At 68.4% G+C, this 23,139-nt stretch carries 19 protein-coding genes; 14 read left to right on the forward strand and 5 right to left on the reverse strand.

The genetic code is table 11. The features are described from left to right. Positions 1 to 2: 2 nt before the first annotated feature. The 7 genes from POS15_RS01040 (at position 3) to tkt (ending at position 9,408) form a co-directional block, all read left to right on the forward strand. Positions 3 to 926: a DUF58 domain-containing protein gene (locus POS15_RS01040; protein ID WP_284128822.1), complete on the forward strand. Its 924-nt coding sequence runs from the start codon at positions 3 to 5 to the stop codon at positions 924 to 926. Beyond that, complete coding sequence (locus POS15_RS01045) at positions 923 to 1,384, forward strand: DUF4381 domain-containing protein (RefSeq protein WP_019183887.1); 462 nt, start codon at positions 923 to 925, stop codon at positions 1,382 to 1,384. The genes POS15_RS01040 and POS15_RS01045 overlap by 4 nt, the downstream gene beginning before the upstream one ends. Next, positions 1,381 to 2,388 (forward strand): VWA domain-containing protein, encoded by a 1,008-nt coding sequence (locus POS15_RS01050; protein ID WP_070425821.1) that lies wholly within the window; start codon positions 1,381 to 1,383, stop codon positions 2,386 to 2,388. The genes POS15_RS01045 and POS15_RS01050 overlap by 4 nt, the downstream gene beginning before the upstream one ends. Next, on the forward strand, positions 2,385 to 4,136 hold the full coding sequence (locus POS15_RS01055; RefSeq protein ID WP_284128823.1) for a tetratricopeptide repeat protein: 1,752 nt from the start codon (positions 2,385 to 2,387) through the stop codon (positions 4,134 to 4,136). Before POS15_RS01050 ends, POS15_RS01055 begins: the two co-directional genes overlap by 4 nt. Continuing rightward, a complete protein-coding gene (locus POS15_RS01060) occupies positions 4,133 to 5,836 on the forward strand; it encodes a BatD family protein (protein WP_284128824.1) in 1,704 nt (567 codons plus the stop codon). Before POS15_RS01055 ends, POS15_RS01060 begins: the two co-directional genes overlap by 4 nt. 67 nt (positions 5,837 to 5,903) lie before the next feature. Beyond that, positions 5,904 to 7,247: a dicarboxylate/amino acid:cation symporter gene (locus POS15_RS01065; protein ID WP_019183891.1), complete on the forward strand. Its 1,344-nt coding sequence runs from the start codon at positions 5,904 to 5,906 to the stop codon at positions 7,245 to 7,247. Positions 7,248 to 7,398: 151 nt separating this feature from the next. After that, positions 7,399 to 9,408 carry a transketolase gene (tkt, locus tag POS15_RS01070; protein WP_046274002.1) on the forward strand — a complete coding sequence of 670 codons (2,010 nt, stop codon included), beginning with the start codon at positions 7,399 to 7,401 and terminating at the stop codon, positions 9,406 to 9,408. 198 nt (positions 9,409 to 9,606) lie between these two features. Here tkt and POS15_RS01075 read toward each other — a convergent pair whose 3' ends face one another. Both POS15_RS01075 and POS15_RS01080 read right to left on the reverse strand, forming a co-directional pair. Continuing rightward, positions 9,607 to 11,559, reverse strand: coding sequence for an acetyl-CoA hydrolase/transferase C-terminal domain-containing protein (locus POS15_RS01075; protein ID WP_284128825.1), 1,953 nt, complete (start codon positions 11,557 to 11,559; stop codon positions 9,607 to 9,609). Between the two features lie 31 nt (positions 11,560 to 11,590). Continuing rightward, on the reverse strand, positions 11,591 to 12,148 hold the full coding sequence (locus POS15_RS01080; RefSeq protein WP_046274000.1) for a flavin reductase family protein: 558 nt from the start codon (positions 12,146 to 12,148) through the stop codon (positions 11,591 to 11,593). Positions 12,149 to 12,265: 117 nt separating this feature from the next. On the opposite strand from POS15_RS01080, the gene POS15_RS01085 reads away from it, so the two are divergent. The 3 genes from POS15_RS01085 to POS15_RS01095 are packed head-to-tail and all read left to right on the forward strand — an operon-like array spanning position 12,266 to position 14,371. Then, the gene (locus POS15_RS01085) at positions 12,266 to 12,631 is read left to right on the forward strand and encodes a BlaI/MecI/CopY family transcriptional regulator (RefSeq protein WP_026069888.1); all 366 of its coding nucleotides are present in this window, start codon (positions 12,266 to 12,268) and stop codon (positions 12,629 to 12,631) included. Further along, entirely contained in the window at positions 12,624 to 13,802 is a 1,179-nt protein-coding gene (locus tag POS15_RS01090; protein ID WP_284128826.1) for a TonB family protein, read from the forward strand. Before POS15_RS01085 ends, POS15_RS01090 begins: the two co-directional genes overlap by 8 nt. Continuing rightward, positions 13,799 to 14,371, forward strand: a complete 573-nt coding sequence (locus POS15_RS01095; protein ID WP_026069889.1) for a hypothetical protein — start codon at positions 13,799 to 13,801, stop codon at positions 14,369 to 14,371. Before POS15_RS01090 ends, POS15_RS01095 begins: the two co-directional genes overlap by 4 nt. 32 nt (positions 14,372 to 14,403) lie before the next feature. Here POS15_RS01095 and POS15_RS01100 read toward each other — a convergent pair whose 3' ends face one another. Beyond that, positions 14,404 to 15,216, reverse strand: a complete 813-nt coding sequence (locus POS15_RS01100) for an MBL fold metallo-hydrolase (protein WP_019183898.1) — start codon at positions 15,214 to 15,216, stop codon at positions 14,404 to 14,406. Positions 15,217 to 15,226: 10 nt separating this feature from the next. After that, the gene (locus POS15_RS01105) at positions 15,227 to 16,042 is read right to left on the reverse strand and encodes a S1/P1 nuclease (protein ID WP_284128827.1); all 816 of its coding nucleotides are present in this window, start codon (positions 16,040 to 16,042) and stop codon (positions 15,227 to 15,229) included. Positions 16,043 to 16,163: 121 nt separating this feature from the next. Between POS15_RS01105 and POS15_RS01110 the strand changes: the two genes are divergently transcribed. Next, entirely contained in the window at positions 16,164 to 16,865 is a 702-nt protein-coding gene (locus POS15_RS01110; RefSeq protein ID WP_284128828.1) for an aspartate/glutamate racemase family protein, read from the forward strand. 125 nt (positions 16,866 to 16,990) lie between these two features. Here the strand turns inward: POS15_RS01110 and POS15_RS01115 are convergent, their stop codons facing one another. After that, positions 16,991 to 17,620, reverse strand: a complete 630-nt coding sequence (locus tag POS15_RS01115; RefSeq protein WP_046273182.1) for an OmpW family outer membrane protein — start codon at positions 17,618 to 17,620, stop codon at positions 16,991 to 16,993. Between the two features lie 200 nt (positions 17,621 to 17,820). On the opposite strand from POS15_RS01115, the gene gap reads away from it, so the two are divergent. From gap to POS15_RS01130, 3 genes are all read left to right on the forward strand, one after another. Further along, the gene (gap, locus tag POS15_RS01120) at positions 17,821 to 18,822 is read left to right on the forward strand and encodes a type I glyceraldehyde-3-phosphate dehydrogenase (protein ID WP_046273181.1); all 1,002 of its coding nucleotides are present in this window, start codon (positions 17,821 to 17,823) and stop codon (positions 18,820 to 18,822) included. A 179-nt stretch (positions 18,823 to 19,001) separates the two neighbouring features. Next, positions 19,002 to 21,671 (forward strand): DUF2339 domain-containing protein, encoded by a 2,670-nt coding sequence (locus POS15_RS01125; protein ID WP_284128829.1) that lies wholly within the window; start codon positions 19,002 to 19,004, stop codon positions 21,669 to 21,671. Next, entirely contained in the window at positions 21,668 to 23,023 is a 1,356-nt protein-coding gene (locus POS15_RS01130) for a DUF3999 domain-containing protein (protein ID WP_284128830.1), read from the forward strand. Before POS15_RS01125 ends, POS15_RS01130 begins: the two co-directional genes overlap by 4 nt. Positions 23,024 to 23,139 lie beyond the last annotated feature (116 nt).

Genomic DNA, 23,139 nt, shown 5'->3' on the forward strand with positions numbered 1-23,139 from the left:
CGATGGAGACCCCCGTGCATACGGCCACGCCGCTGGAGGGCGATGGCCTGCGGCCGAGCCTGGCCGAGCTGGTGGCGCTGCGCCGCAGTGCGCATCGCGCACCGCCGGCACGCCGTGGCCGCCTCGGTCATGCCGGCAGTGCGCCGTCACCGGCGCGGGGCCGGGGCATGGAGTACGCCGAGTCCCGCGACTACGTGCCGGGGGACGATGCGCGGCATATCGACTGGCGGGTCACCGCGCGCACCGGGCGCGCCCACACCAAGCTGTTCCAGGCCGAGCGCGAACGTTTGACGCTGCTGGTCGCCGACACCGATCCGGTGCTGTATTTCGGCACCCGGGTCCGCTTCAAATCCGTGCAGGCCGCACGCGTCGGCGCGGTCGCGGCATGGCTGGCGCAGCGCCAGGGCGATCGCCTCGCCGCCGTGCGGGGCAGTACCCAGGAGCCGCCGATCGCACCGGCCGGTGGCACCCGCGGGGTGCTGCGCGTGCTGGATGCCTTGACCCGCTGGTACGCCGAACCGCCTGCCGAAGATGCCGGGCTGGATCGCGCGCTGGAGCAGGCGGCCCGGTTGCTGCGTCCGGGTGCACGCGTGGTCGTGCTGGCCGATCCGGCGCGCGCCTCCACCATCACCAGTGCCCGCTGGGCTGCGCTGGCCATGCACCACGAAGTGGTGGTGATGCTGCTGGTTGATCCGCTGGAAAAGGCGCCTCCCGCCGATGCGTTGCCGTTCCTCTCGCAGGGACGTCGCGTCCTGCTTGATCTGGGCAATGCGGCAGTGCGCGAGCACTGGCGCGAACGATTCGTCGCGCCCCTGGATGCATTGCAGGCCACCTTGTCCGCTCGCCGGATCCAGGTGCACGTAGTCTCTACCGATGACGCCAGCGACAGCTGGTTGAGCCCGCTGCCGACCGCGGTGGTGGCATGAGCGCGGCCGCGTCGCTGCCGCTGCGCGATGTGCAGCTGCCGCCGTCACCGCCATGGTGGCCGCCCGCACCGGGCTGGTGGCTGGTGTTCGCCGCGCTCGTGCTGGTGGTGGCCGCGATCTGGGTCTGGCAGTGGCGTGCGCGGCGCGCGCGCCAGCGGTGGCTGGAGCTGTTCGATGCCGAGGTCGACCAGGCCGGCTCGCCGGTACTGCAGGTTGCTGCGATCGCTTCCCTGCTGCGCCGTGCGGCGCGCCGGTACCAGCCAGGCGCGGAGCGCCTGCAGGGGCCGGCGTGGCTGGCGTTCCTGGATGAGAACAACAGCCGCGCCTTCTCCGACGGCGACGGTGCACTGCTGCTGGACGGTGGCTATCGGCCAAGCGTGGATGCCGAGGCGGTGCAGCGGCTGCGCGTGCTCGCGCGCCGCCGTTATCTGTCGCTGCTTACGGAGCGGCGCCGATGATCGCGATCACGCTGCCGACGTGGTTGAGCTGGGTCGACAGCCTGGCCTGGCCCTGGATGCTGCTGGCGCTGCCGTTGCCGATCCTCATGCGCTGGTGGCCGTCGCGTCCCGGCGCGGGTGCCGCGCTGCGGGTGCCCTATGCCGCCGACCAGCTGCAGTCGCTCGGTGCTGCCCCGGGCGGTGCGGGGCCACGGCTGGGGCGTGCATTGCTGTGGCTGGCCTGGGCCTGCCTGTGCGTGGCCGCCGCGCGGCCGCAGCAGCTCGGCGATGCAGTGACGCCGCCACAGCAGGGCCGACAGATGATGCTGGCAGTGGATGTGTCCGGCAGCATGAGCGAGGCGGACATGATGCTCGGCAACCAGGTGGTCGAGCGGCTGACCGCGGCCAAGGCGGTGCTCGCCGACTTCCTGGACCGCCGCGTCGGCGATCGTGTCGGTCTGCTGATCTTCGGCGAGCGCGCCTACACGCTCACGCCGTTGACCGCCGACCTCACCAGCGTGCGTGACCAGCTGCGCGACAGCGTGGTCGGCCTGGCCGGGCGCGAGACGGCGATCGGCGATGCGATCGCGCTGGCGGTCAAACGCCTGCGTGAACAACCCCAGGGCCAGCGCGTGCTGATCCTGCTCACCGACGGCGTCAGCAATGCCGGCGTCCTCGAACCGCTGCGCGCGGCCGAACTCGCCCAGGCTGAGGGCGTGCGCGTGTACACCGTGGCCTTCGGCGGCGATGGTGGCATCAGTCTGTTCGGCGTGCAGATCGCGCCGGGCGACGACCCGGTGGACGAGGCGACCTTGAACAGGATTGCCGAGCTCACCGGTGGCCGCTCGTTCCGCGCGCGCAATACCGATGAGCTGGCCGGCATCTATGCCGAGCTGGAGCGGCTGGAACCGGTCAAATCGACGGGCCCGGCGGTGCGGCCGCGGATCGAGCGCTACGCGCCGCCGCTGGCATTGGCGTTGCTTCTGGCCGGCCTGGCCTGGCTGCTGCCGAGGCGCTGGATATGAGCGCGAGCTGGAACGCCCTGCATTTCATGCGCCCCGATGCCCTGTGGGCGCTGCTCGCGCTGCCGCTGCTGGTGGCGATCTGGTGGTTGCGCCGGCGCCGGGCCAACGTGTGGCGGCAGACCGTGGATGCGCATCTGCTACGCCACCTGCTGGTCGGCCGCGACCGTCGCGCCTGGGGCGGGTTGGTGCTGTTGCTGTCCGGTACGGTGATCGCGATCGTGGCCCTGGCCGGTCCCTCGTGGCGGCAGGTCGCCCAACCGTTGTGGCAGACGCCGTCGCCGCTGGTGGTTGCGCTGGATCTCTCTTCGCGGGTGACCGCGACCGATCTGCCACCGTCGCGCCTGCTCCAGGCGCGCGCCAAACTGGCCACACTGCTGCGCGAACGCCAGGGCGGTGAAGTCGCCTTGCTGGTGTACGCCGATGACGCCTACACGGTGGCGCCGCTGACCGACGACATGGCCAATGTCGCCCTGTACCTGGATGCCTTGGCACCGGACGTGATGCCACGCGATGGCCAGCGCGCGGACCGTGCGCTGGAAACGGCGGTGAAGCTGCTGCAGCAATCCGGTGCACGCGGTGGCGACATTCTGCTGCTGACCGATCGCGCCGATGCCGATGCAGAACAGGCGGCGGCCTCGGCACGCGCGCAGGGTTTCGTGGTCTCCGTGCTCGGCCTGGGTACGCCGCAGGGCGCGGCCTACCGCAATGGCGAAGGCCAGATCGTGCCCGCGCGGCTGGAAGAGGGCACCCTGCGCGGCGTCGCCAGCCGCGGCGGCGGTCGCTATGCCCGCATCGCCTCCGACGACAAGGATCTGGCCGCGCTGGACGTGTTGATCCCGCGGGTCAGTGCCGATGACAGCCGCGAAGGGCAGGGCCGCACCTGGCGCGATGAAGGTTTCTGGCTGCTGCCGCCGCTGATGGTGCTGGCCCTGTTTGCGTTCCGGCGGCGCGGCGCACTGGCGGTGCTGGTGATGATGGCGGCAGTGCCGATGGCGCTGCCCACGACGGCGCACGCCGCTGAAGGAACGTGGTGGCAACGCGCCGACCAGGTCGATCAGCAACGCTTGTCCAGCGGCGTGGATGCGTACCGCAAGGGCGACTTCAAGGCCGCGCAGCAGCAGTTCGAGGGCATCGACACCGACGCCGGCTGGTACAACCTCGGCAACGCATTGGCGCGCCAGGGGCAGTACGACGCGGCGATCGAGGCCTATGACCGCGCGTTGAAGAAGCATCCCGGCATGGCTGATGCGGTGGCCAACCGCGCCGCGGTCGACGCCGCCCGGAAGCGCAAGCCGCCGCAGAACAACGACCAGAACAACGATCAGAAGGACGGAAAGAACCCGCCCGAAAAGCCCGACGCCGGCAGGAATCAGGGGCAGGGACAGGGCAAGGAGGGTGACGGTTCGCCGCCGCAGGACAAGGGCGAGCCGGGGCAGTTACCGCCGCCCTCGTCCGGTGATCCGAAGGATGGCCGCTCCCAGGGCGAGAAGTCACCACAGGCCGCCGACAGCCAGGCGCAGGCCGAGGCCGACGCCGCCCAGCGCGAGCGCATGCAGCAGGCGATGCAGCGCCAAGGGAACAACGACGGCAACGACAAGGCCCAGGGCCAGGTCAGCGGCACCCCGCAGCAGCGTGAGCAGCAGCAGGCAGTCGAGGCCTGGATGCGGCGCGTACCGGATGATCCGGGCAGCCTGCTGCGGGCCAAGTTCCAGCTGGAAAACGAACGCAGGAAACGGGAAGGGCGATGACACACTCCACGATACAGCGCTGGTTGCGCGCCGGACTCGTCCTGCTGCTGTGCGCGAGCCTGGCCGCGCAGGCACAGACCCGGGCATGGCTTGATCGTGACCAGATCACCGACAGCGACACCGTCACGCTCAACATTGAATCCGATGCTGGTGGGAGTGCGCCGGACTATGCACCGCTGCGGACCGACTTCGATCTCAGCAGCCAGACCAGCAGCCGCCAGGTGCAGTGGAGCAATGGCGCGATGACCTCGCGCGCGTTGTACGCGGTGGCGCTCAGCCCGAAGCGGAGCGGCACGCTGCAGGTTCCCGCCCTGCAGGTTGGCAGCAGCCGTACGCAGCCGCTGACGCTGCAGGTCGGTGCCAGCAGCGCATCGGCCCCCGCCGCGGCCACGGGCGACGCCGCCGTGTTCCTGGAAACCGAGGTCGATGATCCGACGCCGTACGTGCAGCAGAGTGTCGGCGTGGTGGTGCGCCTGTTCTACGCCGCGCAACTGCTCAGTGGTGAACTGGTGCTCGATACGCCGGCCGGTGCATCGCTGCAGCGGGTGGGCGAAGACCGCACCCTCGTGCGCGAGGTCAATGGCCGCCGCTACAACGTGGTGGAACGTCGTTTCCTGCTGATCCCCGAGCGCAGCGGAGCGCTGGTGCTGCCGGCGGCCCAGTTCAACGGGCGCAGCGCGGGCGGCTTTTTCAACGACATGTTCGGTGGCGATGGCCGCCTGCGCGCCGCATCGGCCGAGCGCACGCTGCAGGTCCAGGCGCAGCCCGCGTCTGCCCCGCAGCCGTGGCTGCCGCTGCATGGGCTGCGCCTGCGCTACACCGCCGCGCCCACCACCGGCCGTGCCGGAGAAGCGGCCACCATCGTGGTCGAAGCCGTGGCCGAGGGCGCGACCAAGGCGCAGTTCCCGGAGCTGCCGGTGCCCGATGTCGGGCCAGGTGCGCAGGTCTTCGCCGAGCCGCCGCAGTTCGATGAAACCTTCAACGGCAGCACGCCGCAGCTCACGCTGACCCGGCGCTTCGCGATCGTGCCGCGCCAGGCCGGGGCGCTGACGGTGCCGGGGCTGCGCATGGCGTGGTGGGACGTGGCGGCCGGTCAGCCGCGCACCGCCAGCCTGCCGGACCTGCAGCTGGATATCGCCGCCGGCGTGGGCGGCAGTGCCGCAGCGCCCCTGCCGGTAGACACCACCTCGGCCCTGCCGGGTGAGCCGGCCACGGCGTCCACCGATCTGCAGTTGGCGCCTGCGCAGGCCGCGCCACGTCCCTGGGGCTGGATCGCCCTGTCGGCCGGCCTGGCCGTGCTGTGGCTGTTGACCCTGGCCTGGGGCTGGCGCCGACGGCGGCGCCCGGCGGTCGTGCGGGGCGCCGAGGGGGTCGTATCCATCACCGCGTCGGGGAGTCCGTACACCCGCGCCGACCTGCGCCGGGCGATGGAAGCCGGCGGATTGGACGAGATCATCGCGGTGCTGGCGGGAATGGGCGGTGTGCAGACGTTCGAGCAGGTGCTCGAGCGCCTCGACGACGCACAGCAGCGGGCGGCGCTGGTCCAGATGCAGCAGGTCCGCTGGGGCGGGCAGGGCGGCGATGTCGGCCAGGCCCGACAGGATCTGCGCCGCGCCTTCCATGACGGACCGCACTGGCGGGCCCCTGCGGCCACGCAGAACAATGGCCTGGCGCCGCTGTACCCATCTGCGCATTCATAAAAAGGCGTGTCGGTCAGGGCGGCCGCCTTTGCTAAGCTGATTTCATTTTTTCGAGGAACGCCGCTCCATGACTGAGGCCGCAACGACCCGGCAGAAACTGCCTTTGCACTGGAAAATGGGCATTGGCTTCATCATCGGCCTGGTCCTCGGGCTGACCGTCCATGCGCTCGGTGGCAGCATCGACGGCCTGCAGGCCGCAGCCAAATGGGTGATGGACTACGTCACCACGCCGGCCTCGGGCCTGTTCCTCAATCTGATCTTCATGCTGATCGTGCCGCTGATCTTCTCGGCGCTGATCATGGGCGTGTCGGAGATGGGCGACATCCGCGCCCTCGGCCGCATCGGCTGGAAGACGCTGGCCTACACCATCCTGCTCTCCGGCATCGCCGTGGGCATCGGCCTGGTGCTGGTCAACGTGCTCAAGCCCGGCGCGGGCGTGGACCCGGTCGTGGCCGCGCAGATGCTCACCGAGAATGCCGAGCGCAGCAAGGAAATCGTCGCTGGCATCCATGGCACGCCCAAGGGCATGGACATGCTGCTGTCGATCGTGCCGAGCAATGTGGTCGAGGCGGCCTCCAGCAATGGCGCCATCCTCTCGCTGATGTTCTTCGCGCTGATGTTCGGCATCGGCATGGTGCTGACCGACGAGGCAAAGGTCGCCCCGCTGCGTCGCGCCATCGAAGGCATCTTCGAAATCTCCATGACCCTGATCAACCTGGTCATCCGCCTGGCCCCGTACGCGGTGGCCTGCTTCATGTTCAACCTGGCCGCGCTGTTCGGCTTCGAGCTGATCATCCGCCTGGGCGCCTACGTCGGCGTGGTGGTGCTGGCGCTGGGCCTGCACATGGTGGTGACCTACGGCGTCGCGGTATGGCTGTCCGGCCGCTCGCCGCTTGCGTTCTTCCGCGACACCCAGGAGGCCACCGTGATGGCCTTCTCGACCGCGTCCAGCAACGCCACCCTGCCGACCGCGCTGCGCGTGGCCGACCAGATGGGCCTGCCGCAGAAGGTCTCGCGCTTCGTGCTGACCGTGGGCGCCACCGCCAACCAGAACGGCACCGCGCTGTTCGAGGGCGTGACGGTGATCTTCCTGGCGCAGTTCTTCGGCGTGGACCTGAGCATCGGCCAGCAGTTCATGGTGATGGCGGTCTGCATCCTGGGCGGCATCGGCACCGCCGGCGTGCCCTCCGGCTCGCTGCCGGTGGTGGCCATGATCTGCGCCATGGTCGGCGTGAACCCGCTGGGCATCGGCCTGATCCTGGGCGTGAACCACTTCCTGGACATGTGCCGTACCGCGCTGAACGTCACCGGCGATCTGGCCCTGACCACCCTGGTGGCCAAGGGCGAGGTGGACGATGGCCCGGTCGTGGCCACGGTGGCCCCGGCCCCCGCGCCGGCCCCGCGCGACTGAGCCTGCACAGGCCCGAGCTGCCCTGACGCCCCGCCCAGTGCGGGGCGTCGTCGTTAAGGGCCTGGCCTGTCTTCGGCCTGACCCCGTCCATCACCTGTGGGACAATGGGCTGCCCGCAGCTCCGCGGGAGCCTCCCGACTCCGACAGAACCATGACGCAGCCTACCCGCCGCCAGTTGGCCAACGCCATCCGCTTCCTTGCCGCTGATGCGGTCGAAACCGCCAAGTCCGGTCATCCCGGCATGCCGATGGGCATGGCCGACATCGCCGAAGTGCTCTGGAACGACTATCTCCGTCACAACCCGAAGAATCCCAAGTGGTTCAACCGCGACCGCTTCGTGCTGTCCAACGGCCACGGCTCGATGCTGCAGTACGCGCTGCTGCACCTGAGCGGCTACGACCTGCCGATCGAGCAGCTCAAGCAGTTCCGCCAGCTGGGCAGCAAGACCGCCGGCCACCCCGAGCACCATGAAACCCCCGGCGTGGAGACGACCACCGGTCCGCTGGGTCAGGGTCTGGCCAACGCCGTGGGCTTCGCCCTGGCCGAGAAGCTGCTGGCGCAGCGCTACAACCGCCCGGAACACGAGATCGTCGACCACCGCACCTGGGTGTTCCTGGGCGACGGCTGCCTGATGGAAGGCATCTCGCATGAAGCCGCCTCGCTGGCCGGCACCTGGGGCCTGTCCAAGCTGGTCTGCTTCTGGGACGACAACCACATCTCCATCGACGGCAACACCGATGGCTGGTTCACCGACAACACCCCCGAGCGTTTCGAGGCCTATGGCTGGAACGTGGTGCGCGGCGTCGATGGCCACGACCCGGAGAGCATCAAGTCCGCCATCGACAGCGCGCTGTCGCAGTTCGACAAGCCGACCCTGATCTGCTGCCGCACCACGATTGGTTTTGGTTCGCCGAACAAGGCCGGCAAGGAATCCAGCCACGGCGCCCCGCTCGGCAAGGATGAGCTGGAAGCGACCCGCAAGCAGCTGGGCTGGCCGTACGGCCCGTTCGAGATTCCCGAAGAGATCTACGCCGGCTGGCGTGCCGGCGGTACCGGCACCCTGCGCCAGGCCGAGTGGGAGCAGCAGTTCGACAAGTACGCCGCGCAGTACCCGGCCGAAGCCGATGAGCTGATCCGTCGTTCGCACGGCGAGCTGCCGGCCGATTTCATCGCCAAGGCCGATGCCTACATCGCCCAGGTCCAGGCCGACGGCCAGACCATCGCCTCGCGCAAGGCCTCGCAGCTGGCGATCGAAGCGTTCGCGCCGCTGCTGCCGGAACTGGTGGGGGGTTCGGCCGATCTGGCGCACTCCAACCTGACCCTGTGGAAGGCCAGCAAGTCGGTCGCCACAGATGACCCGAACGCCAACTACGTCTATTACGGCGTGCGCGAGTTCGGCATGACCGCGATCGCCAACGGCCTGGCCCTGCATGGCGGGTTCATTCCGTTCGACGCCACCTTCCTGGTGTTCAGCGATTACGCCCGCAACGGCGTGCGCATGAGCGCGCTGATCCCGGCCCACGCGATCCACGTGTACACGCACGATTCGATCGGCCTCGGCGAAGACGGCCCGACCCACCAGCCGGTGGAACACCTGGCCTCGCTGCGCTACATCCCCAACAACGATGTGTGGCGCCCGTGCGATGCGGTCGAGTCGGCGGTCAGCTGGAAGTCGGCGATCACCCGCAAGGATGGTCCGAGCTGCCTGGTCTTCAGCCGCCAGAATCTGCCGCACCAGCCGCGCAGCACCGAACAGGTCGCCCAGATCGCGCGCGGTGGCTACGTGCTGGCCGACGCCGAAGGCGGCGTGCCGGACGTGATCCTGATCGGCACCGGTTCGGAAGTGGGCCTGGCCGTGACCGCCAAGGCGGAACTGGATGCCGCCGGCATCAAGACCCGCGTGGTGTCGATGCCGTCGACCGACGTGTTCGAGCGCCAGGACGCCGCCTACCGCGAGTCCGTGCTGCCCAATGCCGTGCGCAACCGCGTGGCCGTGGAAGCCGGCGTCACCGGTTTCTGGCGCCAGTACGTGGGCCTGGACGGTGCGGTGGTGGGTATCGACACCTTCGGTGCCTCGGCCCCGGCCGAAGCGCTGTACAAGCACTTCGGGATCACCGCCGAGCACGTCGTGGCCGCGGCCAAGGCGCAGCTGGCGAACTGATGGCGGTGCCGGGCGCTGCCCGGTAGCTGCAACGCGAAAGGCCGGGGACATTCCCCGGCCTTTTCGTTTGTTGAAGGGCAAACACCACGCCATCCTTGATCGAAGGTAGATCCACGCCATGCGTGGATGCTGTTGGCGCAACCCTCGACCATGGCTGACGCGTGATCCCCACGCATCCACGCATGGCGTGGATCTACATCACCCGGCTGCCGTGCGCGCCAATCCCAAGCGCACCAACCGCGCCTCGATGCGTTCGCCGAACGTCTTCGGTGCTTCCAGCCCCATCCGCTGCAGATAGGCCTGGTCGCCATCGCCGGCCGGTTGCGTCAGCGCAGCCAGCACCGTGCGCAGCTTGGCCATCGGTGTCTGCGTGTTCTGCTTGAGCCAGCCCAGCGCCTTGACCAGATGCTGCTCGACTTCGGTGAAATCACTGCCCAGCGGATAGTCCGGCAGCAGGCCGGACTGGCGGAATGGCGCCAGTGCTGCGCTGACCTCGGCCGCGGTGTTGCGCCGCCCATCGTCGGGCGCAGTGAACCCGGCGGCCAGCTTTTTCGAGGCTTTCGCTTTGTCCTGCAAGGCGGCCTGGAACTGCGCATCGGTGATCGCAGCCATGGCGATCACGCAGTCCTCGTCGGTCATGTTGCGCAGGTCGGCGATGCCGTACTCATTGATGTAGAGGTCGCGCAGATGCCGCGGAATCGTGGTGTGCCCGTAGTTCCAGCGCACGTTGGACTGCAGCGTGCCCTTGTCCTCGCGGGTGGCACGGAAGATCAGCGCGCTGCGGGCGCCGGGCAGAGCATGGGCCATCGCCACGAAGTTGTACTGGCCGCCGACGCCGGAGACCACACGGCCGTCGTCCAGCGCATCGGAAGCGGCCGCGCCGAGCGCAGTGGCCATCATGCAGGAGTTGAAGAAGCGCGCATCGCGGCGCTGCATCCGCTCCAGCGTTTCATCGCCGCCGTAAAGCTGGTTGATCTCGCTGATGCGGCGCATGCCGATCGCGCTGCGCTCCTCCTCGGGCAGGTCGCGCAGCCACTGGTAGAACTCCGGCGAGCCCAGGTAGAACGCGCCGTGCAGATACTCGCCCTCGGCCTCGAGCGTGGCGTAGTCGGTGGTCCAGGCGGTGCCGTTCTCGATCCGCTGCAGCATCGCCAGATCGTCGTGCACCTTGCGCCGGATCACCCCGGTCTGGACCAGCCGGCGGAAGCCCTCGTTGAGCATCTCACTGCAACCGTACAGACCGATCTCGAACGGCTCCAGGCCACCGCACTCAAGGACGGTGGGGTTGCTGGCCAGGCCGGGATCGAGCGCCTGCAGGATCTGCCGGTAGCGGGCGTTGTCGGTATGCCGCAGCACCAGCGCATGGCTGAGCGCATCGGCCAGCGTACCGATGCCGATCTGCAGCGTGCCGCCATCGCGCACCAGCGTGCTGGCGTACAGGCCGATCGCATAGTCGGCATCGCTCACCGGTTGCCGCGGCAGGCCGAACAGGTCCGGGTAGGGCCCCGGTGGCGTGATCACCAGATCGAAGAACGACACATCCACCGTGGCCGAACCGGCCAGGTAGGGCAGCTGTGGATCGATCTCGGCGATCATCAACGGGCGTGGCAGCCCGCGCGCGACCATCGCATCCAGCGTGTCCTGGGTGATGTCGTTGTTGCACGACAGCGACAGGCGCCGGTCGTTCGCGCGCATCGCCACTTTCTGCACGATCGCATGCGGCGCGCGCTGCGCCACCGCATCGGCGGCATGGGTGTAGTTGAGGCTGGTGTAGCTGCGCTGCGCCTGCGAAGAATTGAGCAGCGCACCGGACTGCATGTAGAACTCTTCCACCTGCACATGCGCCGGCAGCTGGTCGCGCATCATGGCATCGGCGTAGGCCAGGCGCGGGAACTCCGCACCGAAATGACGCTCGGCGAAGGGCGTCATGAAGCGCGCTTCCAGCCCGGCACCGCCACGCGGCGGATTCAGCGACAGCGCGGTATACAGCTGCAGCGGCCGCGAGGCATCGTGTTCAACACGGGCATACAGCGCGTTGAGCAGCCGGTGCGGCTTGCCCAGTGCGAGCGGGGCGCCGATGCGCAGGGGGCCATCGACCCGCTGCAGCAGCCACTCGACGGCGGCGTCCAGGTCGGTCAGGTGTTCGGTCATGCGGCGCTATCCTGCGAAATCATGCGGGTCATTACAGCATTTCCGGTTTGAACAGACGGCGACGCGAGACTTCATCGCCGGAAAGCATGAACTGGCCATCGCCGCGGTAATGCACCGTGCGCGGCACTTTCGGGGAGCGCGCGACGTGCGCTTTGACGACCTCCCAGATGAACAGGCCATGCCGTTTGATCTGGCTGCGGTCTGCCAGCCGGCACTCGAAGCTGGCGTGGCACTGGGCGATCAAGGGGGCGGCGACCTCCGTGGCGGCCACCGCCTCCAGGCCGAAGTGGTCGAACTTGTCGATCTCCGCGCCGCTGCTGTTGCCGATGCCCACCACCGTATCGAGCATCTCGGCGGTGGGCACATTGATGACGCATTCGCCACTGCGGCGGATCAGCTCGAAGCTGTGGTTGCCGCTGGAGATCATCGTTGCCAGCCGTGAGGGCGTGAACTCCAGCACCATGTGCCAGCCCAGGGTCATGATGTTGCGCTGGCCTTTCCAGGCCGAGCTGATCAGCACGATCGGGCCCGGCTCCAGGAAGCGGCGCACATCGTCGACCGGGTAGTCGAATTTTCGGTAGCGTCTCATCGAGGGCTCCGTGGGGCGTGCGCAGATGCTGGCAGCGGCTGCATGAACCGGCTGTCGAAGGGTTGACACCCAGGTTGATTACGGGCGTAATCGATCTGTCGATTACGGGTGTAAATGATGAGCCAGATCAGTGAAGCCGAAGCGGTGGTGATGGAGGTGTTGTGGCGCAGCCATCCGCTGGGCGCTGACGAGGTGGTGACCGCGCTGGCCAGCCGCGACTGGGCCGAGCCCACCATCAAGACCCTGCTCAACCGGCTGCTGACCAAGGGCGCGATCAGCGCCAGCCGCGATGGGCGTCGCTATCTGTACTCGCCGGTGCTGCAGCGCCAGGCCTGGGTGGCCGAGCAGAGCGAGGGCTTCCTGGACCGGGTCTTCGACGGTCGCGTCGCGCCGCTGGTGGCGCACTTCAGCCAGCGCGGGGAGCTGAGCGCGCAGGACATCGCCGAGCTGAAGCAGCTGATCCGGGAGCTGGGCCATGACTGAGCTGCTTGATGGACTGCTGCAGGCCAGCGTGTGGCTGTCGCTGGCGACGCTGGTGCTGGCCGCGGCCAGGCCGCTGCTGCTGCGCCTCGGAGGCGCAGCGCTGGCCTACCGCAGCTGGTGGTTGCTGCCGTTGATGCTGGTCGCGCCATACCTGCCACTGCCACGGCTGCCGATGACTGAAACGGACCCGGTCATGGTCATGGCTTCGGCCCTGCGCGCGCCGGCCGTTCCCACCGACGCCTCGCAGTGGCCGCTACTGCTGTTGACGGTGTGGTTGGTGGGCGCGGTAGCGGTGGCCTGCGTCAGCTGGCGCGCGCAGCGCCGCTTCGAGCACGCACTGGGCGTGCTCCAGCCGCGCATGGATGGCAGCTGGCAGGCCAGTGGCGATCCCGGCCTGCCGGCGCTGGTCGGCCTGTGGCAGCCGCGCATCGTGGTGAGCCCGGACTTCGAGCAGCGATTCAGCCCGGCCGAGCAGGAGCTGATCCTGCGCCATGAGCACAGCCATCGCCGCCATGGCGATCCCTGGGCAAACGCCACGCTGGCCGCGCTGCGGTGCGTGTTCTGGTTCCACCCGTTGCTGCCGTGGGCGGCGCGCCGGTTCCTGCGTGACCAGGAACTGGCCTGCGACGCCCGCACGGTCGATCCGCATCCGGCACTGCGCCGGCTCTACGCCAACGCGCTGCTCAAGGCGCAGTTGGTCCACCCGGTTGCACCGATGGCCTGCCACTGGCGCAGCCAACCGATGTTGAAGGAGCGGATTGCCATGTTGAAGGAACACAAGCGGAAGACATTGCCGTGGTTGACCGGGCAGGTGCTGGTGGTCGGGATGTGCGTGGGTCTGGGCACGGTGGCCTGGGCGGGCCAGGGCACCGCGGTCGCCGCTGATCGCGATGCGATCGCGCACAAGATGCCGCCGCCGTCCTACCCGAAAACGGCGGCCGAGCAGCGCATCGTCGGCAAGGTTGTGGTCAGGGTGGACGTGGATACCGAAGGCAGGGCGACCAATGTGCGCGTACTTCAGGCGAGCCCGGCGGGTGTATTCGACGACGCGACGGTCGCTGCCGCGAAACAGTGGACGTTCGAACCGGCGATCCGGAATGGCAAGGCGGTGGCCTCGGCGCTGAAGATTCCGGTCACCTACGCCATGGATGATGAGGTGCCAACGCCATGAGGCAGTCATCCGTCCTGGCAGTGGCGGCGCTGTTGATGGCTGGCTGTGCCACCCATGAGACGCTTACGTCAGTGGACACGCGGGCGGAGAACGTGGGTCACCAGCGCTTGGATCCGACCACCGGCACGGGGGCTGCGCAGGTGGCGAGCTACCAGCTGAAGGCTGCGGAGGGTTACCGGATGCCGCAACTGAATGCAGGTCCGGACCCCGTGCTGGGCGATCGCGATCCGCGCAGTGAGCTTGCGCCCACGACGGTGTGCCTGCAGTTGGTCATCGATGCGCAGGGTCGCGTGGAGCGAAGTCTGCCGGTGCAGGACCGCGACGAATGCACCGCTGGCAATGCCCCTGAGAATGCGCCGTTGCTGCAGTCCGCGCAGGATGCGGTGGCGGCCTGGCAGTACGTGCCCGCAGCGGTGTGTCACTTCGCGGAGGGGAAGGTTCCAGCGGATCGGGGCGATTGCAACGGTGCCGCGCGCATCGAACCCGTGCCGGTGAGCCTGCTGTATGCCTTCACCTTCGAAATCGTGAAAGGCAAGGCGACCGTGCGCAGCGGGACGCCGGCGAAGTAGCGAAGCAGTGCGCCCACGACGCGGTGAGATACCTATCCGCCGCGAACGGCACCGCCCTGGATGTTCGCTTTCACCGAGGGTTCCATCAATTTGGGCTCGGCCAGCGTGGCATCGCGTGCCTGGCGCGTGGCGACGAACTCGGCTTCGCTGACGCCGTCATGCAGGTGGATGTTGTGTGCGCGCTGCGCGCCGATGGTGGTTTCGTTGGCGACCTCGCGGCCACCGGGGCCGTAGTCGTGACAGATGAACACACGGGTTGCGTCCGGCAATGCCAGCAAGCGCTGGATCGAACGGTACAGCTGCGCCGCATCGCCGCCCGGGAAGTCACAGCGTGCGGTGCCGCCGTCGGGCATGAACAGCGAATCGCCGGTGAACAGCGCATCGCCGATCCGATAGGCGACGCTGTCGCTGGTATGGCCCGGGACCGCGATCACCTCGGCGTCGATATGACCGAGCGTGAAGCGTTCGCCATCGGCGAACAGATGATCGAACTGCGAGCCGTCGGTCGGCACATCCAGCGCGTAACGGGGCGCGAAGGTGCGCTGCACCTGCACGATGCCCGCGCCCATGGCCAGGGTCGCTTCCGGCCATTGGCGCTTGAGCCAGCGCCCGGCGCTGACGTGGTCGGCGTGGGCATGGGTATCCAGCAGCCAGCGCACCTGCAGACCGTGCTCGCGCACATGGGCCAGCAGCGGCTGCAGCGGCCCGGCACCGAGCGCGTCGGTGTCCGGGTCGTAATCCAGCACGGGATCGATCACCGCTGCCTGCAACGTCGCCGGGTCATGCACCACATAGCTGAACGTGTGACTGTCCGGGTGGAAGAAACTGGCGACGTGCAGTGACATGGTGCGGACCTCAGCGTTTGCCCAGGGTGTCGTTGAGCAGCACCGCCAGACGTTCACCGGCCAGGCGCAGCTCGCGCTCGGCGACCGGGCGATAGGTCGCCGCATAGCTGGGGTCCAGCGTACGCTTGTCCGGGTAAACGCCAGGTGCAATGGCGATCCGGCAGCTGGCTTCGGCCCACTGCACTGCATCCGCATCGATGTTGGAGCGCGTTGCGAACGCCGGCTTGGGCAGGGCCAGCAGGCGCTTGAGGTACTGGTCGTCATCCAGCGTCTGCTCGTTCAGCATGCCGCTGTCCCACAGCGAGTGCAGGTTGGTACCGCGGTTGTTGAACTGCACCTGGAAATCGTTGCCACCTTTGTCGTGGCCGTAGCCGGCATGCATCGGCTGGTGGATGTCGCCAGCGAAATGCACGACGAATTTCAGTGCCTGCGCACGCTCGGCGTCGGATTTGCTGCGGTCGCCCAGAATCGCGGTCTGCGCCTTCAGCGCCTCGACCACGCAGTTGCCGTTCCTGCAGTGCTTCTGCACTTCATAGTGGCAATCATCCTCGCCGATATTGACGTAATGCCAGCCGGCCGAGCGCTTGCCCAGGCCGGGGTCCTTGGCGCGCAGCTGATCGGCCCACGGGGCGATGCCATGCAGTGTCGGATCCGGCTCGGCGGCAAGCAGACGGTCCACCTCGGCCTGGGCCTGCGGGGTCAGCCGGGTCTCGGCGATCCGCGCCACCAGGCGGTGGCCTTGCGCGCCCCAGGCCAGGGCATCGGTGGAAACAAGGGTGAGGGCCAGCGCGAGCGCGGTGGCCGGGAGCAGGGAAGACATTTTCATCCGCGGCATTCTAGCGGGCTGGCCACGCGCGGGCTTGCCGCGATCTGGCCGGCTGCAGTGCCGCTCGGGTTCGGCTAGGCTCGGCGGGTGCCCGGCATCGGGCGGACGCAGGAGCGACCCCATGGCCCACATCGTTGGCCTGATCGGCGGCATGAGCTGGGAAAGCTCGGCCCACTATTACCGCCTGATCAACGAGCAGGTGCGCGACACGCTGGGCCGGCTGCATTCCGGGCGGATCCTGCTGTGGTCGTTCGATTTCGCCGAGATCGAGGCGCTGCAGCATGCCGGCGACTGGGACAGTGCCACGCAGCGGATGATCGATGCGGCCCAACGCCTGCAGGGCGCCGGAGCCACCGCCATCGTGATCTGCACCAACACCATGCACCGCATGGCGGATGCGGTGCAGGCGGCGATCGCGATTCCGCTGCTGCACATCGCCGACCCGACGGCCGAAGCGATCAAGGGCGCCGGGTTGCGGCGCATTGGCCTGCTCGGCACCGCGTTCACGATGGAACACGATTTCTACAAGGGTCGGCTCACGCACGCGCATGGCCTGGAGGTACTGGTCCCGGAGCCCGACGACCGCGCGGCGGTGCACCGGATCATCTATGAGGAGCTGGTGCAGGGGCAGGTGCTGCCGGCATCGCGCGAGAGGTATCGCGCGGTCATGCAGCGGCTGGTGGATCGCGGCGCGCAGGGCATCATCCTGGGCTGCACGGAGATCATGCTGCTGGTCGGCGCGCAGGATGCAACGGTGCCGGTGTTCGATACGACCACGCTGCATGCGCAGGCCGCGGCCCGGCATCTGCTTTCCGCAGCGTAACCGCGAGGGTCACGCCCCGCAGTGCCCCCCCTGACCGCCGCGCCTGTCCAAAAAAAAACCCCGGCCGAAGCCGGGGAAACTGTCTTGCTGCGAGGGTGTTGCCTGGTTGGGTTCTGATCCGCCGATCAGAACTTGAACACGTACGACACGCCGTAGGCGAGCGGGTCGATGTTGACGGTGCCGATCTTTTCGCCATCGAGCTTGACCTTGCTGTCGATGTCCATCCAGCGCACATCGACGCGCAGCGAGCCCTTGTCATTGATCGCGAAATCCACGCCGGCATGGGCGGCCAGGCCCCAGGAGTCCTCCATCTTCAGCTTGCTGCCGGCCAGCGCGCCGCCGGTCTTCTCGCTGAAGAAGGTGGTGTAGTTGATGCCGGCGCCCAGGAACGGGGACACCTTGCCCTTGCTGTTGAAGTGATACTGCAGCGACACCACCGGCGGCAGGTGCTTGGTGCTGCCCACGTTGCCCAGGCCGGCGATGTTGATGTCGTGCTTGAACGGCAGCGCGGCCAGCAGCTCGATGCCGAGGTTGTCGGCAATGAAGTACTCACCGGTGATGGTCGGCTTGATGTCGTTGTCGACATCGACCTTCAGCGTGCCGCCGGCCAGCGAACCGTTGTTGGACTTCGGGGCGACCTGGTGCACGCCGGCACCGATCGTCCAGTCGCCCTTGGACTGGGCCATGGCCGGGGCGGCGGCCAGCGCCAGGGCGGCGGCCAGGCTGGTGAGCAGGAGGGGGGAGGTCTTGCGCATGAGACGGTCTCGTGGCGGGTTGGAATGGCGCCAGTTTTGCCGCCCGCGCGGTTGCGCGCCTTGATCCGGATCAATCCGGGTATTTGCCGTTGTAACCGGTTCCCATTCGGCTTGCGCGGGCCTGCCCGGGTCTGGCCCTGCTAGAATGAACACCCCTTTCCATCGGCGCCGCACCGTCGCGGCTGCAGGAGCTTGTGAACATGGCAATCAAGGTTGGCATCAACGGTTTCGGTCGCATCGGGCGCAACGTGCTGCGTTCGGCCGTGCTGAACTTCGGCAATGACATCGAAATCGTCGCCATCAACGATCTGCTGGAGCCGGATTACCTGGCGTACATGCTGAAGTACGACTCCGTGCATGGCCGCTTCAAGGCTGACGTGGCAGTCTCCGGCAACGACCTGCTGGTCAACGGCAAGAAGATCCGCCTGACCCAGGAGCGCGATCCGGCCAACCTGAAGTGGGACGAGGTCGGCGTGGACGTCGTCATCGAATCCACCGGCCTGTTCCTGACCAAGGAAACCGCGCAGAAGCACATCGACGCGGGTGCCAAGAAGGTGATCCTGTCGGCACCGTCGAAGGACGACACCCCGATGTTCGTGTTCGGTGTGAACGACAAGACCTACGCCGGCCAGGCGATCGTCTCCAACGCCTCGTGCACCACCAACTGCCTGGCCCCGCTGGCCAAGGTCATCAACGACAAGTGGGGCATCAAGCGTGGCCTGATGACCACCGTGCACGCCGCGACCGCCACCCAGAAGACCGTCGATGGCCCGTCCAACAAGGACTGGCGCGGTGGCCGTGGCATCCTGGAAAACATCATTCCGTCCTCCACCGGTGCGGCCAAGGCCGTCGGCGTGGTGATCCCGGAATTGAACAAGAAGCTGACCGGCATGAGCTTCCGCGTGCCGACCTCGGACGTGTCGGTGGTCGATCTGACCGTCGAGCTGGAGAAGGAAGCCACCTACGCCGAGATCTGCGCTGAAGTGAAGGCACAGAGCGAAGGCGCGTTGAAGGGCATCCTGGGCTACACCGAAGACAAGGTCGTGGCGACCGACTTCCGCGGTGAGACCCACACCTCGGTGTTCGATGCCGATGCCGGTATCGCGCTGGACGGCACCTTCGTCAAGCTGGTGTCCTGGTACGACAACGAGTGGGGCTACTCCAACAAGTGCCTGGAAATGGTCAAGGTCGTCGCGGCGTAAGCCAGCGCGTCCCCTGCGTCATTCCACAGACCCCGGCCCCGTGCCGGGGTCTGTCGTTTCAGGCAGGCGCTGCGGGGCGTTGATCCCGCGCCTGCCGCCGATCCATTAGCATGGCCCGCGTGCCGCCGGCACTGTGCCTACCGGGTACAGCCGTGGCGACCTCTTGAGGATGGCCTGGAATGGAAGCTCTGATTGTCCTGCTGGTGCTGGTACTGCTGGCGATCCCGCTGCTGCTGATCGTGGCGCTGGTGATGATCGCCGGCCTGCGCCGACGCGTCGCCGCGCTGGAGCAGCGCGCCGCCGGGGCCGCCTGGGAGGCTGCGCCGGCGCCGGCGCCGGCGGAGCGGGAAACGTCGCTGCACTGGACCGACCTGGCATCGGTCGACACCGTCGGCGCCGCGAGGGCCACCTCTGCGCCTGTCTCCACGACGGCCGCCGAGGCGCTGGAGCCGAGGATCGAACCGGTGATCGACGTGGCGCAACCGCCGCCATTGCCGCCCCCGCCCGCGCAGCCGGTCGCCCCGCCCGAACCGCAGGGCCCTGGCATCGGCGAGCGGCTTGTCGGCACCCTCAAACAGTGGTTCACCGAAGGCAATGTGCCGGTCAAGATCGGCATGCTGGTGCTGCTGGCCGGCGTGGCCGCACTGCTCAAGTACGCCAGCGACCAGGGCTGGTTGAATGCACCGATCGAGCTGCGCCTGGCCGCCATCGCCGTGGCGGCGCTGGCCGGGCTGGTGTTCGGCTGGGTGCAGCGCGATACCCGGCGCATGTTCGCGCTGGCATTGCAGGGCGGGGCGATCGGCATCCTGTTGCTGACCATTTTCGCCGCGTTCAAACGCTATGACCTGATGCCTGCCGCGCCCGCTTTCGTGCTCAGCGTGTTGCTGATCGCCGGCATGGGCGTGCTGGCGGTGGTGCAGAACTCGCGCACGCTGGCCGTGCTCGGCATCCTGGCCGGCTTCATGGCGCCGATCTGGCTGTCCACCGGCAGCGGCAACCATGTCGCGCTGTTCTCGTATTACGCCGTGCTCAATGCAGCGATCCTGGCGATTGCCTGGTGGCGCCCGTGGCGCGCCCTGAACCTGCTCGGTTTCGCCTTCACCTTCGGCATCGGGACGGCCTGGGGCGTGCTCCAGTACAGCGCGGACAAGTTCGCCAGCACCGAGCCGTTCCTGCTGCTGTTCTTCGCCTTCTATCTGCTGATCCCGATCCTGTATGCGCGCCGGCAGAGTGCGGAAAAGCGCGACCTGATCGATGGCAGCCTGGTGTTCGGCACGCCGCTGATCGCCTTCTCGCTGCAGGCCGGCCTGCTGCATGACGACCGCCTGCTGCTGGCGTTGTGCTCGCTGGCACTGGCTGCGTTGTATGCAGGCCTGGCGTGGGCGCTGATCAAGCGTGAGCGCTACGCTGCGCTCGGCCAGTCGCACGCGGTACTCGCAGTCGGCTTCGCCACGTTGGCGGTGCCGCTGGCGCTGTCTGCACGCGCCACCGCCAGTGTGTTCGCACTGGAAGGTGCCGCGCTGGCCTGGCTGGGCCTGCGCCAGCAACGCTGGCTGCCACAGGTCACCGGGGCAGTGCTGACCCTGGGGGCCGCGTTCGGCTTCGTCGTGGGCGCGGACTACTGGCACCTGGATGCCACCGCCATCGCCAACCCGACCTTCATGAGTGGCTTGCTGCTGGCGCTGGCCGGTTTTGCGGCGGCCTTCAGCTACCGCCGCGCGCAGCGCGAAGCGCCGGCCATCGTGTACTACCTGTGGGGCCTGCTGTGGTGGCTGGGCAGCCTCAGTCACGAGATCCTGCGCTTCGTCACCCACCGCAACGAGCCTGATGCACTGCTGATCGCCGCAGCCGTGACCGGTTGGCTGGCCGCCGAGATGCATCGCCGCTGGCCGGCGCGTGCGCTGGTGCTGACCACGCTGGCGATGGTGCTGGCCGCCTTCCCGTTGGCGCTGTGGCAGGCCGATGTACATGACCAACCGTTCGCCGGCTATGGCGCGCTGGCCTGGGCGGTGTTCGCGCTGCTGGGCGTGCGCAGCCTGTGGTGCCTGCGCGGGGGCGACGACCGCACCTCGCTGGCGGCGCAGTTCCTGTGGTGGCTGCTGTGGCCGTCGGTGGTGTCGCTGGCCAGCCTGTGGCTGGCCGATCGCTTCGCGCTGGCGCAGGGCTGGGGCCTGGCCCTGATGCTGTTGCCGTGGCTGCTGGTCACGGTGGTCGCGTTGTTGCGCTGGCGCTGGCTGACGGTGCCGCTGGGCGAGCGCTTCGACCCGATGCGTACGCCGCTGCAGATCACCTTGTTCGCCGTGCTGGGCGTGAGCTGGGCCGGCCTGTTGCTGGTTCCGGCCGGCGCCGCGCCGTTGCCGTGGCTGCCGCTGCTCAACCCGGTGGAGCTGGCGCAGCTGGCGGTGCTGGTGCTGGCCGCGCGCTGGCTGTGGTCCGCGCACGCGCCCAACGGCCTGCGCGCCCTCCGCATTCCGCTGCTGGCCATTGCCGGCTTCGTCGCGCTGACCAGCATCACCCTGCATGCCGTGCATCACTGGGGCGGGGTGCCGTGGAACGAACGCCTGTGGTCCTCCACCCTGGCCCAGACCAGCCTGACCGTGGTGTGGAGCGTGCTCGGCGTGATCAGCTGGGTATGGGGCTCGCGCCGCGGGCAGCGCGCGCTGTGGCTGGTCGGTGCGGTGCTGATGGGCGTCGTGCTGGCGAAGCTGGTGCTGATCGACCGGCAGCACCTGGGCAACCTGCTCGGCATTTCTTCCTTCATCGCCTACGGCCTGCTGTGCACGGTCGTGGGCTATCTGGCACCGGCGCCGCCCCGCGCGCCGGACCCTGCCGTGGAGCCGCACCCTTGAAGACCTTCCGCACGCTGATCCTCCTTGCCGCATTCGCACTGCCGGCGCTGGCGCAGACGGCCGATGACCGCCAGGCGTACCGCCAGCAATGGCCGCTGCAGCTCGCGCAACCCCAGGCCGGTGCATACCGCTTGACGCTGGACGACGGGGTGTACCGCACCGCGGTGTCGCCGCGCCTGGCCGATGTGCAGGTGTTCAATGCACAAGGTCAGGCACTGCCCTCGGCGTTGCTCGCGGCCGACCAGCCGCTGGCCCAGGCACCGCAATGGCAGACGCTGTCCTGGTTCCCGCTGCCCCCCATGGCGGGCACCTCCGGCGATGACCTGCAGTTGCTCACCGAACGCAACACCGATGGCAGCGTGCGCCGGGTGGAAGCGCGCCTGGGGCGGGGTGGGGCGGCCGGGCAACCGGCGGGCTGGCTGATCGATGCCAGTGCGCTCAAGACCGGGGTGCAGGCACTGCGCCTGGATTGGCAGGCCCAGGCGCCCCTGCAGGCGCGCGTGCGGGTGGAAATGAGCAACGACCTGCGCGACTGGCTGCGCATCGCCGACGATGTGCCGCTGGTCGACCTGCAGCACGAAGGCCGCCGCCTGCAGCAGCGCCGCATCGAGATCGCGCGCCAGGCCAGGTATTTCCGGATCCTGCCGATCGGCGCGGATGCGTTGCCGGCGCTGTCCACCGTGCAGGCCGAGCTGGTGCCGACCGCGCAGGCGATCGCATGGCGCTGGCAATCGTTGAGCGGTACCGCCGGCAAGCCGGGCGAGTTTGAATATCAACTCGATGGGCGCTTCCCGATCGCGCAGGCCGACATCGCCACCGCCGACAACAGCGTGGTGCAGTGGACGCTGTTGAGCCGCGATGACGCCGACCAGCCATGGCAGGTGCGCGCAGGCCCGTGGGTGGCCTATCAGCTGCAGGACGCCGCCGACCGCCGCCAATCCCAGACCCAGCCGCTGACGCGCAGCACGCGCGATCGTTACTGGAAACTGATCGCGGGCCAGCCGCAGTCGATGCCGGCGCCAACGCTCAAGCTCGGTTACCAGCCTGAAACGCTGGTGTTCCTCAGCCAGGGCGAGCCGCCGTATACGGTGGCCGCCGGCAGCGTGCGCGCCGAGCGCCAGGATGCGCCGGTCGCCACCGTGATCGCCCAACTGCGCCAACAGCATGGCGCGCAGTGGCAGCCGGCACAGGCCACCGTGCACGGCGCACCGGAAGTGCTCGCCGGCGATGCTGCGCTGGCACCGCAGCGCGACTGGAAGCAGTGGCTGCTGTGGGCCCTGCTGGTGATCGGCGTGCTGATCGTCGGCGGGTTCGCGCTCAGCCTGCTGCGCCAGCCACACCGGAACGGGTAGGTACCGATCGTTGGTCGGTACGGCCTGTCCGCGCGCGACGACCAACACTCGCCACTGCGCCTTTCTCACTGGATTTGCGATGCACCGCGCCAGCCGGGACAATGACGGTCTGCGCC

Origin of the sequence: Stenotrophomonas sp. BIO128-Bstrain (assembly GCF_030128875.1) — a bacterium.
In the GTDB taxonomy this organism is placed as follows: domain Bacteria; phylum Pseudomonadota; class Gammaproteobacteria; order Xanthomonadales; family Xanthomonadaceae; genus Stenotrophomonas; species Stenotrophomonas bentonitica_A.